Source organism: Roseibium sp. AS2 (assembly GCF_038900065.1).
GTDB lineage: Bacteria > Pseudomonadota > Alphaproteobacteria > Rhizobiales > Stappiaceae > Roseibium.
Genome location: NZ_JBBMQN010000002.1, coordinates 136,599 through 149,419, shown reverse-complemented (window position 1 = coordinate 149,419; position 12,821 = coordinate 136,599). Strand labels below are relative to the sequence as shown.

13 protein-coding genes are annotated in these 12,821 nt (G+C 62.5%); 6 read left to right on the top strand and 7 right to left on the bottom strand.

Annotated elements, in window-relative coordinates:
- The 3 genes from WNZ15_RS05710 to WNZ15_RS05700 are packed head-to-tail and all read right to left on the bottom strand — an operon-like array spanning position 1 to position 2,824.
- Positions 1-1,305, bottom strand: coding sequence for a TRAP transporter large permease (locus WNZ15_RS05710; protein ID WP_342891993.1), 1,305 nt, complete (start codon positions 1,303-1,305; stop codon positions 1-3).
- The gene (locus WNZ15_RS05705; RefSeq protein WP_342891992.1) at positions 1,305-1,826 is read right to left on the bottom strand and encodes a TRAP transporter small permease subunit; all 522 of its coding nucleotides are present in this window, start codon (positions 1,824-1,826) and stop codon (positions 1,305-1,307) included. Before WNZ15_RS05705 ends, WNZ15_RS05710 begins: the two co-directional genes overlap by 1 nt.
- Positions 1,827-1,831: 5 nt before the next feature.
- On the bottom strand, positions 1,832-2,824 hold the full coding sequence (locus tag WNZ15_RS05700) for a TRAP transporter substrate-binding protein (protein WP_342891991.1): 993 nt from the start codon (positions 2,822-2,824) through the stop codon (positions 1,832-1,834).
- 214 nt (positions 2,825-3,038) lie between these two features.
- Between WNZ15_RS05700 and WNZ15_RS05695 the strand changes: the two genes are divergently transcribed.
- From WNZ15_RS05695 to WNZ15_RS05680, 4 genes are all read left to right on the top strand, one after another.
- Complete coding sequence (locus tag WNZ15_RS05695; RefSeq protein WP_342891990.1) at positions 3,039-3,755, top strand: GntR family transcriptional regulator; 717 nt, start codon at positions 3,039-3,041, stop codon at positions 3,753-3,755.
- Between the two features lie 523 nt (positions 3,756-4,278).
- Positions 4,279-6,054 carry an acetolactate synthase 3 large subunit gene (locus tag WNZ15_RS05690; RefSeq protein ID WP_342891989.1) on the top strand — a complete coding sequence of 592 codons (1,776 nt, stop codon included), beginning with the start codon at positions 4,279-4,281 and terminating at the stop codon, positions 6,052-6,054.
- A 29-nt stretch (positions 6,055-6,083) separates the two neighbouring features.
- Entirely contained in the window at positions 6,084-6,659 is a 576-nt protein-coding gene (gene ilvN, locus WNZ15_RS05685) for an acetolactate synthase small subunit (protein WP_342891988.1), read from the top strand.
- A gap of 271 nt (positions 6,660-6,930) precedes the next feature.
- Positions 6,931-7,761 carry an arylamine N-acetyltransferase gene (locus tag WNZ15_RS05680; protein ID WP_342891987.1) on the top strand — a complete coding sequence of 277 codons (831 nt, stop codon included), beginning with the start codon at positions 6,931-6,933 and terminating at the stop codon, positions 7,759-7,761.
- Positions 7,762-7,934: 173 nt separating this feature from the next.
- Here the strand turns inward: WNZ15_RS05680 and WNZ15_RS05675 are convergent, their stop codons facing one another.
- Positions 7,935-8,417: an SRPBCC family protein gene (locus WNZ15_RS05675; RefSeq protein ID WP_342891986.1), complete on the bottom strand. Its 483-nt coding sequence runs from the start codon at positions 8,415-8,417 to the stop codon at positions 7,935-7,937.
- A 28-nt stretch (positions 8,418-8,445) separates the two neighbouring features.
- A complete protein-coding gene (locus WNZ15_RS05670; RefSeq protein WP_342891985.1) occupies positions 8,446-8,865 on the bottom strand; it encodes an SRPBCC domain-containing protein in 420 nt (139 codons plus the stop codon).
- A gap of 45 nt (positions 8,866-8,910) precedes the next feature.
- On the opposite strand from WNZ15_RS05670, the gene WNZ15_RS05665 reads away from it, so the two are divergent.
- Both WNZ15_RS05665 and serA read left to right on the top strand, forming a co-directional pair.
- A complete protein-coding gene (locus WNZ15_RS05665) occupies positions 8,911-9,243 on the top strand; it encodes a helix-turn-helix transcriptional regulator (protein WP_342891984.1) in 333 nt (110 codons plus the stop codon).
- Between the two features lie 169 nt (positions 9,244-9,412).
- Complete coding sequence (gene serA / locus WNZ15_RS05660) at positions 9,413-10,657, top strand: phosphoglycerate dehydrogenase (RefSeq protein WP_342891983.1); 1,245 nt, start codon at positions 9,413-9,415, stop codon at positions 10,655-10,657.
- A gap of 176 nt (positions 10,658-10,833) precedes the next feature.
- Here the strand turns inward: serA and WNZ15_RS05655 are convergent, their stop codons facing one another.
- Together WNZ15_RS05655 and WNZ15_RS05650 are read right to left on the bottom strand one after the other, a co-directional pair.
- Positions 10,834-11,460: a DUF1826 domain-containing protein gene (locus WNZ15_RS05655; RefSeq protein WP_342891982.1), complete on the bottom strand. Its 627-nt coding sequence runs from the start codon at positions 11,458-11,460 to the stop codon at positions 10,834-10,836.
- Positions 11,457-12,671: a GTP-binding protein gene (locus tag WNZ15_RS05650; RefSeq protein WP_342891981.1), complete on the bottom strand. Its 1,215-nt coding sequence runs from the start codon at positions 12,669-12,671 to the stop codon at positions 11,457-11,459. Before WNZ15_RS05650 ends, WNZ15_RS05655 begins: the two co-directional genes overlap by 4 nt.
- Positions 12,672-12,821: the final 150 nt, after the last annotated feature.

The following is a 12,821-nucleotide window of genomic DNA, read 5'->3' as shown; positions in this document are numbered from 1 at the left end:
TCACCCGAACATTGTTGTTGGCAGAACGAGGGCGATCTGGGGGAACAGGACGATCAGGAGGATGACCGCCAGCATCGCGAACCAGAACGGCCAGATGCCCTTGAAGATCGTGTTGAGCGAAACGCCTTCCGCGATGCCCTTGACGACGAACACGTTGATGCCGACCGGTGGCGAAATCAGGCCCATCTCCAGGGCGATCACCATGAGAACCCCGAACCAGATCAGGTCGACGCCCATGGACTGCAGGATCGGCTGGACCAGTGGCACCGTCAGCACCAGGATCGCAAATCCGTCCAGAAACATGCCCAGAACGATGAACACGGCCAGGATGGCGAGCACGACCTCGACCGGTGACAGGCCCAGCGTCCCGATCCACGCCGTCAGGGCGACGGTCACACCGGTGAAGCCGATGAAGGTCTTGAACACGAAGGCGCCGAACAGGATCAGGAACACGGTCCCGGTTGCCTTGAGCGTGCCCGTGGTCACGCCCTTGATGTTCTCCCAGGTGAGCGCCCCCCGGATCACGGTGACGAGGAACGCGAGGAACGCCCCGATACCGGCAGCCTCGACCGCGGAAAAGACGCCGGCATAAATGCCGCCGATGGTCAGAACAATGATCCCGACAATCCAGGACGCCCGCAACAGCGCGGAGAAGCGCTCTCCGAGCGGAACGGCCTGCGCTGCCTGCGGCGCCTTCATCGGATCGCGGAACACCACCAGCCAGATAGCCAGGATGAAGGACAGGGTCAGAAGCAGGCCGGGCAGAACCCCGGCCATGAACAGCCGCCCGATGGATTCCTCGGTCAGGATGGCATAGACGACGAAGCCCGCAGAGGGCGGGATCAGGATACCGAGCGTCCCGCCCGCCGCGATGGCGCCGGTGGCAAGGGAATTGTCGTAGGAATAGCGTTGCATCTCGGGCAGGCTGACCCGGCCCATGGTCAGGGCTGCCGCCAGCGACGAACCGGACAGCGCGGAAAAACCGGCGCAGCCGACAATGGTCGCCGAAGCCAGCCCGCCCTTCATGTGCCCGAACCAGGCGTGGGCGGCGGAATAAAGATCCCGGCTCATGCCGGAAATGCCCGCCAGGTTTCCCATCAGGATGAACAGCGGCAGGATCGTCAGCGGATAGCTGGACGCCTCGCCGAAGATTTCCGTCGCCATCACCGGCAGGCTTGCCTGCGGGCGGATCATCCAGATGCCCGCCGCGCCCACAAGCATCATCGACGTGCCGACAGGCATGCGGATGAACAGGAGTATGAACAGCAGCGCGAAGCCCGCGAGCGCCAAGGTCGTTCCGGTCATCAGTCCGCAATCTCGTTCGGGTCATCGCCTGCCCAGTGGGCAAGGCCAATACAAAGGTGAAGGACCTGGACCAGGGCGTAAAACGCCATCGCCGCGACAAGTCCGTAATAAAAGGGCTGATGCAGGAGCCCGAGATTGGAGGTCATGGCACCGCAGGCGATGCCGCAGGACCCTTTCTTGAAAAGCGCATAGGCGGCAAGACCGAGAATGCCGGTATTCAGGACCCGCGCCGCCGCATCGGTCACCCGGGTCACACGCCGCCCGGCGATCATCGCAATCACGTTCACGCTGACATGGGCGCCCTTGTGTGCGCCATAGGCGACCGCACCGGCCACGGCCACCGAAAGTGCCATGGTGCTAATGTCCTCGATCCCGAAGATCGGATCCCTGAGCACATACCGCCAGAACACCGAGACGATGGTGACCAGCGCCAGCACGAACAGGGCTGCGCCGCCAACGGCCGCGAAGAGGCCGGCGATCCGGCCGGCCCCCTGCTCCAGACGGCTGAACGGAGAAGACATTGCCTTCACCCGTCTTTTCCGGTCATCAGACGCATGATCTCGGCGCCGGTCATTCCCTGGCCGAGTTCACTCTCAAGCCACATGTCCATTGCAGGCTGAATGGCCGCGTCCCAGCGCGCCCGCTCTTCAGCGGACAGTTCGATCACCTCGACACCGTTCTGTTCGGACACCTTGATGCCCTTGGCAGCGATCGCCTTGTACATCTTCGCCGCGTCCATCGACAGGCTCTTGCCGGAAACCTCGTCGACCCAGGCCTTCTCCTGGTCGCTCAGGCTCTCCCAGACACCCTTGTTCATGAGCAGGACAAAGGCCGATCCAGCACCTGGAATATTCGTCGTCAGGTAGTTCGCGGGCTCGTGGAGCTTGAAGGACAGCGCCGCCGAGGGATCGATGGAGATGGCGTCGACGACCCCGTTCGACAGGTTCTGGTTGATGACGCTGACCGGCTGCGACACCGCCGACGCACCGAGCGCCTCCGTGAACGGAATGTCCTGCGCGGAGGTGACGCGCACAACCATGCCGTCGATGTCCTCGAGCGTGCGCACAGCCTTGTTCCTGGTGAACAGCGCCTGCGGATCGTTGGCCCAGAGAGCCAGGATCTTGGCGTCGAATTCCTTCTCGATCACATCATGGGCGCGCCACATGGCCTCGGTGCAGTCGACCGCGTCGGAACACATTCCGGGCGTGGTCACCGCGGTCGTGATCGGAAACAGCTGCGCTGTGTAACCGGGCAGGTGGAAAGCGATGTCGGCAACGCCGTCCAGAAGGATCGAATACTGCTTCGGCGGCGACGAATTCAACGCCCCGCCGGCAAATTGCGTCACCGTCAGCGCGCCCCCGGAAACCTCGGCAAGCCGGTCGGCGAACGGGGTGAAGACGGCCTTGTTGAGGGGGTGCGCCGGCCCCATGAAATAACTTAAAGCCAGGTCGCGCGCCTGCGCCCCGCCGGAAAAGACAATCGTCGCGGCCAGGGCCGCCGTGGCAAATACGGATTTCATCCCACTCCTCCCAAAGTGTTCAGGGCGTTCGGGCTGATTTCCCCGGCGCACACGCGCATATCCGTTCCGGATACTTGTGTTGCCCGCTCCCGGCAGCCAATGTGCCCGAAGCGAAAACGTCCCACAAAACGTATTCGAAGTTAAGCAAAAAATGATCTATAATCGTAATTTCGGGAAGAAAAGCCCAAATTTCGTATTCATAAAGGGATGATCCATGACCTCCAACACCGAGCAAGTGCTCGCTTTCGTGCGCGGACAGATCCTGCGCGGGGAAAGACAGCCCGGTGAGCGGATCAGCGAAGCGAGCATCGCCGGCGAAATGGGCCTTTCGCGCACCCCCGCGCGCACCGCGCTCGCCGCACTGGAAGCGGAAGGCCTCATCGGCAAACGCCAGGGCCGCGGCTACACGGTGCGCTCGATTTCGATTTCCGATATTACCAAGACCGTCGAGGTGCGGGCGATGCTGGAAGCCCTGGCGGCCCGAACCCTCGCCGGCCACGGCATGAGCACGGAAGTGGAGCAGACACTGCTCAGATCCATCGAAACCACCCAGGACCTCCTGGAACGCGACACCGACGAGGCCCGCGGCATCGACTTCATCGGCGGTTACACGGACGCGAACATCCTGTTTCACGAAACGATCATGCGGAACTGCGGCAATGAACTGATCGCGCATACCTACGAGCGCATCGCCATGCTCCCCTACGCGGCGCTCGGCACACTGGCTTTCGAACGGGCCGATTTCAAGCGTGAACGCATGCGCCTGACCGTCGGCCACTCCCAGCACGTCATCATCTTCGACGCACTCCGGCAGGGCGACGCCCAGCGCGCCGAAGCGATCATGCGCGAACACAGCAGCGCAACGCTGAACTACACGGACCTGTTCGTGAAGAAGGATTTTTCCGGCACCGGATGCGACAACCAATCCTGACCCTCCCCGTCCGCGGACTGTCGCGGGCCAAGCGTCTGCCGAAACTTTCAAAAAGAATGTGCCTTCGCGGCGCAATAAATGAAATTTGGGCTTGACCGGATTCATCCGCCTCACTAGGGTGCAGCGCATCAAGACCGGGCGGACGTGCCGGGCTTGTGTCTTTCAGGCCGGATGCAGCCGGGCGCGTGAAAAGCGGCGGCAAAGGACGGCGGAACGGGCGGGGAAACCCATCACACAGTCCGAAAGAGGCCCTGACGGCCTGTAGTTTCAAAGGACCGGGACGACATGTCGATGTCGCTCATTCTAGTTGTAGTAGGAAAGCGCGCCTCCGCCGCGGGATGATCCCGTACGGACAGGATGGCGCGCGAACAAGGCTCCCCGAGGGGCCTTTTTTTGTACCCGCCTCCTGACACCGCCTTCCCGCCACAGACCGGACCTTTGATGCTGCAAGCGGCTGGACCGAAACACAAGATGATGAGAGCCGGGCCCGGATCCTCGGGCGGCTGATGCAAGGACGAAACGAATGACACGGGAAATGACCGGCGCTGAAATGGTCATCCAGGCGCTGAAGGACCAGGGTGTCGACACCATCTTCGGCTATCCGGGCGGCGCAGTGCTTCCCATCTATGACGAGATCATCCAGCAGGAAGGTCTTGAACATATTCTCGTGCGTCACGAACAGGGCGCCGGCCACGCGGCCGAGGGCTATGCCCGGTCCACCGGCAAGCCCGGCGTTGCTCTGGTGACCTCCGGTCCCGGCGCCACCAACATGGTGACCGCCCTGACCGACGCCATGCTGGATTCGATCCCGCTGGTCTGCATCACCGGCCAGGTGCCGACACACCTGATCGGCAACGACGCCTTCCAGGAGTGCGACACGGTCGGCATCACCCGCCCCTGCACCAAGCACAACTGGCTGGTGCGCGATGTCGACGACCTGGCGCGCGTCCTGCACGAGGCGTTTTATGTCGCCACTTCCGGCCGCCCGGGTCCGGTCGTCGTCGACATTCCCAAGGATGTCCAGTTTTCCATGGGCACCTATCAGGGCCCGACGCCGAACCCGGCCGCCGCGCACAAGAGCTACCGGCCGCAACTGAAAGGCGACGCGGCAAGCATCCGCATGGCCGCCGAACTCATGGCCGCCGCAAAGAAACCGGTGCTTTATACCGGCGGCGGCGTGATCAATTCGGGTCCGCAGGCTTGCCAGCTTCTGCGCGAACTGGTGTCCCTGACCGGCTTTCCGATCACCTCCACGCTGATGGGCCTTGGTGCCTATCCGGCCTCCGGCGACAACTGGCTCGGCATGCTCGGCATGCACGGAACCTATGAAGCCAACATGGCCATGCATGACTGCGACCTGATGATCTGCATCGGCGCCCGCTTCGACGACCGCATCACCGGCCGTACCGATGCCTTTTCGCCCGGATCCCGCAAGATCCACATCGATATCGACCCGTCCTCGATCAACAAGACCATCAACGTCGATCTGCCGATCATCGGCGATGTCGCTCATATTCTGGAAGACCTCGTCCGGATCTGGCGCGCGTCGTCGATGAAGTCCGAACCGGCCGCCATGACGGACTGGTGGACGCAGATCGACGCCTGGCGGGCCCGTAACTCGCTGGCCTACAAGCCGAACAGCGATGTCATCATGCCGCAACACGCGATTCAGCGGCTCTATGAACTGACCAAGCACCGCAAGACCTTCATCTCCACTGAAGTCGGTCAGCACCAGATGTGGGCGGCCCAGTTCTACGGCTTCGAGGAACCGAACCGCTGGCTGACCTCCGGCGGCCTCGGCACCATGGGCTACGGCCTGCCGGCGGCGATCGGTGCGCAGGTCGCTCACCGGGACGCGCTCTGCGTCGACATAGCCGGCGACGCCTCGATCCTGATGAACATCCAGGAAATGTCGACCGCGGTCCAGTTCGGCCTGCCGGTGAAAGTGTTCATCCTGAACAACCAGTACATGGGCATGGTGCGCCAGTGGCAGCAGTTGCTGCACGGCAACCGCCTGTCCCACTCCTACACCGAAAGCCTGCCGGATTTCGTCAAGCTTGCCGAGGCCTATGGCGGGGTCGGCTTCCGGGTGGAAAAGCCCGCCGATCTGGACGGCGCCATCGAGGAGATGATCGCGATCGACCGGCCGGTCCTGTTCGACTGCCGTGTCGCCAACCTTGCCAATTGTTTCCCGATGATCCCGTCGGGCAAGGCCCACAATGAAATGCTGCTGCCGGACGAAGCCAACGACGAAGCGCTCGCCACCGCGATCAGCGCCGAAGGCAAGTCCCTCGTTTGAGGCGCACAAGGCAAGAGGAACTGAAGACCATGAATGCCCAACAAAACGTCGATGCGCCGTCCGCCTATTTCCTGGCGGAAGTCAGCAACGAGATCGAGACCCACACCCTGTCGCTCCTCGTGGACAACGAACCGGGCGTGCTCGCGCGCGTGATCGGCCTGTTCTCCGGACGCGGCTACAACATCGACAGCCTGACCGTATCCGAGACCGAACACGAGAAGCATCTGTCGCGGATCACCATCGTGACCACCGGCACGCCGATGATCATCGAACAGATCCGCCACCAGCTCGACCGGCTGGTGCCGGTGCACCGGGTGACCGATCTGACGGTGCGCGCCAAACGCATCAATCAGGACAAACCCCTGGAACGGGAACTGGCCCTGGTGAAAGTCACCGGCACCGGCGAGAAGCGCCTGGAGGCCCTGCGCCTGGGCGATGCCTTCCGCGCCACCGTCATCGATGCCACCACCGAGCATTTCGTCTTCGAGATCACCGGCCGGACCTCCAAGATCGAGCAGTTCATCGCCATCATGAAACCGCTCGGTCTGGTGGAAGTCTCCCGCACCGGTGTCGCCGCCGTCCAGCGAGGTCCGGAAGGGCTTTGAACGCCCTTTGACCCTGGACAATCAGGACCCGCCGCGACCCCGCGGCGGGTTTTCAATTTTTCGCCGCCCCTCATTCGGCCTCATCCTGAGGAGAGCGCAGGGTGCCGATCCTTCGAGACAGCGCTCCGCGCCGCCTCAGGATGAGCCTGGTAAGTTTCGCGGCAATCACCCGATTTCCCGACGGCCGGAGCTGATCGAAAGGCCTCAGTCTTTTAATCTCCTCGATGTCGGCCTACATGCGTCAGGTCCCTTCAGCTTGCGGATCCCCCCCATGCCCTTTGACCTTGCCGCCTATCTCCACCGCATCGGACTTCAAACCTGCACTCCCGATCTGGACGGCCTGAAGAAGCTGCAGGCGGCACAGATAAGTGCCATACCGTTTGAAAACGTGCTGCCGTTTCTCGGGCAGGTGCCGGGTCTCGATCCGGAAAGTCTCTGGCAAAAACTCGTCATGGAGCGCTGCGGCGGCTACTGTTTCGAGTTGAATGCGCTGCTGGGCGACGCCCTGGCCTCGCTCGGGTATTCCACTCGAAAAGTGCTCGCCCGTGTGCGCATGGGCGCTGGCGAAGGCGGCGCGCGAACCCACCTGGCATTCGTAGTCACGCTGGAAGGCGACGAATGGCTGGTCGATGCCGGCTTCGGCGGTCAGGCGCCGGCCGAACCGGTCCGGATCTCGGACGCCCCGCAGCCGATCCGCGACCAGAGCTACCGCATCCGTTTCGAGGAAGCCTCCGGCGAACATGTCCTGGAACGCGCCACCGGCGAAGGCTGGTTTCCGCTTTACGGTTTTGACCGGGTGGATGTGCGCCCGGCAGACATCGAGGCAGCCAATTTTCTGTGCGCGGCGTCGCCGAAACAGTCCTTTGCCGGAAGCATGAAATTCTACCGGCTGACGGACACGGGCTTCCTCAGTTTTCTGGACGGACGCGCCCGGCTGGCCGGCAATGGCGACAAGCGCGTATGGTTGATCCGGGATACCGAGGACCTTGAAGATTTCATGCGCCGGGACCTCGGTCTCGGCTATGGCGACGACACCATCCGGGCCATCGCCAAGCGGCTGGAAGACTTGAAGAAAGCGCCCATCCAGACGACCACATCCTGAGGAGGCCCGTCAGGTTCGTCTCGAAGGACGGGCGACGGGTACAAGAGAAAATTGCCCGGCCTTCGCACAGTGCTTCGCGCTTCCTGGGGATGAGGTCCTGTGGGTGTTCGCCGACAGAACCCTCTCTGTCGCCGGCCTCGATCGCGTCAGAAGAGGTAATACGAGAGACCTCGCTACCTGTAAAAACCCTCGCGCAGATTGATGCCGTGCTCGAGCCAGGCCTTGAGCGCGCAGAGCATCTGGGTCCAGCCCTCGCAATTGCCGTAGGATGCCTTCAGGGCACCGGGTGTCTCGCGCCATCCCTGCTCGCTGATCGTCACCAGCGTGCGGCCGTCGTCGAGCGCCTCGAACGTCATCGTGATCGTGGTGTCGTAGTCTGAGGGAACCGGCGTTTCGCCCGTTGAACTGACCTCCCCGCAGTCATACGCCGCCCATTTGAGGACGATCTCCCTGTCCTTTTCCACCCGCTCTACCGTCACCGGGAACCGGCCCGGAAAGTCGGCAAAGTCCCAGTAGACAATTGTTCCGGTCTCCAGCCGCCCATCGGCGCCTCCGGTTGTGAAATAGGCCGAAAGCCGGTCCGGATTGACCACCGCCTCGAACACCTCCGCAACCGGTTTTGCGATCCGTCCGGCGATTTTGAATGACAGGTTCATGGATTTCTCCGCGAGTTCCACATGCGTTTCAGGGAGCCCGCTCCGCACAGGCCACCAGATTGTCCAGATGATACGTCCAGCCTTGCCGGTGGCTGCTCAAGAGCCGGTCCTGCAGATGTTGCGGCGCGCCCTTCCAGCCGCCATGGCAAAGCAGGAGGCTGCTGCCCTCCCCCTTCTCCGCCAGTACGAAGGTGACGTGCGTATCAAAGGTCCAGTCGTCGTCGCGCCAGCTCAGAGCAAGGCGGCTGGAAGGCTCGTATGCGACCACCTTGCCGCGCGTGTTGTGCTCCCCGGCCGAGTCCCGCCAGGGTTCATGAAAGACCCCGCCGGCGCAAGGCTCAAGGCGAACTTCCTTGCCCCACCAAAGCGATGGCGTCACCAGCACTTCCCACAGACGTTCCGTGGAAACGGCGCAATCCCGGTCCAGCCGGATCTCCGGATCCCTCATGGCTTTCTCCTTGTCCGAGGCAATTTAATGTTATAATTTTATAACATGTCAAGTGAGGATGATTCGGACCTGATTTTCAAGGCATTGGCGGACGGCCGCCGGCGACGCCTGCTTGACCTCTTGAAGGATGCCCCCCAGACCACCGGCGCCCTGTGCGCGGCGTTTCCCGAACTCGACCGTTGCACGGTGATGCAGCACATGCGCGTGCTGGAAGCAGCAGACCTGATCATCGTGCAGCGCAAGGGCCGGGAGCGCTGGAACCATCTCAACGCGCTCCCGATCCGGAAAATTCACGATCGCTGGATCGGCCACTACGCGCAAAACGCGGTCACTTTGCTGGACCGGCTCAAGACTGATCTTGAAACACCCCACAATTGATGCAATTCGGCTCCGCAGACAGTGTCGTGTTTCCTTCCCGGGCAACACGCATTCCGTTGAACGCCGGCACGATGCTCTGGACGCGACACGGTTGAGCGCGTATACGACACCCGCGCTTCAGCGCCTCCCCGGCGCATTTCAAACTCATCAGACTTGAAGGCTTTCCGCCATGATACACGGTCTTTCCCGGCCGAAAAACCAGATCCGCTGGCTGCTGCTGGAAGGCATTTCGCCGACCGCGCGCGCGATCCTGAACAAGAACGGCTACACCAATGTGGAAGTGCTCCCGGGCGCGCTCGAGAAAGACGCGCTGAACGAGAAACTTCAGGGTGTCCAGATACTCGGCATCCGCTCCCGCACCCAGGTCACCGAAGAGGTGCTGGAAGCCGCCAAGTCCCTGGTTGCCGTGGGTTGTTTTTCCGTCGGCACCAATCAGGTGGACCTGACCGGCGCGCTGACCCGCGGTGTTGCCGTGTTCAACGCGCCGTTTTCCAACACACGCTCTGTCGCGGAACTGACCATCGCCGAGATCGTCATGCTGATGCGCGGCATCTTCCCGAAATCCACGGCCGCCCACGAGGGCCGCTGGTTGAAGAGCGCCGTGGGCTCGCACGAAGTACGCGGCAAGACCCTCGGCATCATCGGCTACGGCAATATCGGCACGCAATTGTCCAATCTTGCGGAGGCCATGGGCCTTCGGGTGATCTATTTCGATCTCGTCGACAAGCTGCAGCATGGCAATGTTTCCCCTGCTGACAGTCTGGACAACCTGCTGGCGCAGTCCGATGTCGTCTCCCTGCATGTCCCGGACACGCCTGGCACCCGCAACATGTTCGGCGCCGGTGAAATCGCCAAGATGAAAAAGGGCGCTTTCCTGATCAACAACGCCCGCGGCAAGGTCATCGACATCGACGCCCTGGCCGGGGCGCTGAAGTCCGGTCATCTCGCCGGCGCCGCCATCGACGTCTTCCCGGTCGAGCCGAAGTCCAACAAGGACGAGTTCGTCTCGCCCCTGCGCGGCCTCGACAATGTCATCCTGACGCCCCATGTCGGCGGTTCCACGGAAGAGGCACAGGACCGGATCGGCGAGGAAGTTTCCAAGCGGCTGGTGGAATATTCCGACGTCGGCTCGACCATCGGCGCGGTCTCCTTTCCCCAGGTGCAATTGCCCAAGGGCACGGACGCGACCCGTTTCATCCAGGTGCATCACAATGCCCCGGGTGCCATGCGCACGCTGAACGACCTGTTCACCCGGCACAATCTCAACATCTGCGCCCAGTACATGCAGTCCCATCAGGACATCGGCTACGTGGTGCTGGATGTCGACAGCGTGGTCGAGGATCCGGTCAGGATCCTGGAAGAGATCCGCGCCCTGCCGAACACCATCCGGGCCCGGTTGCTCAACCGGGTCTGACCGGAGACATCTCCTCCGTAATCCGGGTTGGCCCGCGGCATTGCCCGGGATTGTCCGGGGTTGTTTCTTGGCGATCAGGTTGTTCTGTGAAGGTTCTCCCCGGGCCTTCCACACTGCCCGAGGAGGTTTGCGACAGGCGTCCGAGCCGGACAGGACCCTGTCGGACAAGGCGGGTTTCAGTCCACCGGGTCAATGACCAGCAACAGTCTGGTGCTGTCGGCCTGATCCGGCGGGGGCGACCTGTGAAGAAGCTCCGTGCGCTCCGCGCCGGGCCAGCGGGTTCCCCGGAAGATTGCCGCAGCGCCGGTCCGCAAACGGCGAACCCGCCGCAGATCACTCTCCTGTCCCGCCGGCACATATTCCGATCCCGGCCCGCGATAGCTGCACAGCAGCCGGGCCGGAACGGCGTCTGTGTGAAATTTCGGACACATGACGCCGCTGGCGACATCGAGCCTGATCTGCACCCTGGAGACGTTCAGAAGACGTCCCAGGATCAGGGCGAGTGCGCCGGCATCTCCGGCCAGCATGATCCGCTCCCGGCTCTCCGGCAGGCCGGCCATCTCGCAAGTGGCCGAGACCGCCGCCTCGACCCGCCCGACCGGGATCACGGCCTTCATTTTCGGCAGGCTGCGGATCGGCAGGCCATCGACCCACCGCTGAAAGTCCGCGTCGGGCGACCGTGTCCAGATCGCCGCACTGATCCCGGGCGCATGGATATCGGCAAGAATATCGGCGGTCCGGCCCATGATCACGTCCCGCGCAAAGCCTTCGCGAACCGTTGTCTCCGTCTCTGCGAGGGTCATGCCGCTTCACCTGCGCGCCGGAACTGCGGGAACGGATCGGGCAGATGCCGGAACGCTGACAGGTCGTCCCCGGCCTCCGGCCCGATCAGACAGGCATCGAGCCGGGCCGTCAGCTCCGGCCAGTCGATGCCCGTGCCGATAAAGACGATTTCCTGACGGCGGTCGCCGAACGGCTCGACCCAATTCGCCTCGGCATAGGTGCGGGCGCGCTCGTCCTGCGGCCACCGGCTTGCCGGGACCGAGGCCCACCAGGTCCCGATCGGTCCCGTGCCGGACAGGGCGCCGGCAAGGGAGTATTCGATCACCCAGTCCGGCCGGCTGCCGATCCAGAAATGTCCCTTTGCCCGGATGACCCCCGCGAGCGCCGAGTTCAGGACTTCGTGGATCTTTTGCGGATGAAAGGGTCGCCGTGCCCGATAGACATATGAAACCACACCATATTCTTCCGTTTCGGGAACGTGATCGGCAAATCCGTAAAGTTCCTTGGCCCACATCGGGTGCTCGTGCGCCCTGGCAAAGTCGAACAGTCCCGTATTGAGAATGTCGTTCGGGGCCACATCGGAAAAATCGGTTTCGATAATCCTGGCATCCGCATTCAGGCTGCGAATGATCTTTCGGGCGGCGTCGACCCGTTCAGGTCCGGCTGCCGTCAACTTGTTCAACACGACCACATCGGCGAATTCGATCTGGTCGGTCAGCAGATGCACCAGCGTGCGTTCATCGTCCTCGCCCAGGGTCTCGCCGCGGTCGCGCAGAAAGTCGTGGCTCGAAAAGTCCCGCAGCAGATTTGCCGCGTCGACAACACTGACCATCGTGTCGAGCCGGGCGACATCCGACAGGCTGTTGCCGTCCTCGTCGCGAAACTCGAACGTTGCCGCAACCGGCAGCGGTTCGGAGATGCCCGTCGACTCAATCAGCAGGTGGTCGAAGCGTCCCTCTTCCGACAGGCGCCGCACCTCGTTGAGAAGATCGTCGCGCAGCGTGCAGCAAATGCAGCCGTTCGACATTTCCACCAGAGTCTCATCGGTGTGGCTGAGCTCCGCCCCGCCTGCCCGCACCAGATCCGCGTCGATGTTCACCTCGGACATGTCATTGACGATGACGGCGACCTTGAGACCGGCGCGGTTGCTGAGAACACGGTTCAGGAGCGTTGTCTTTCCGGCTCCCAGAAAGCCGGAAAGCACGGTTACGGGAAGGCGTGGATCGGACATGAATTTTACCTGCGCTGAATACGTTATGTTATTACATAACTAACGCAGAAGCCCCGGCCATGACAAGAGCTATTGCCCGCACTTGGAGACGGCAGACATCGCGCACTCAGGAAAGGTCTTCTCGAGAGCGCAGCCATCCGTCTGATTTTG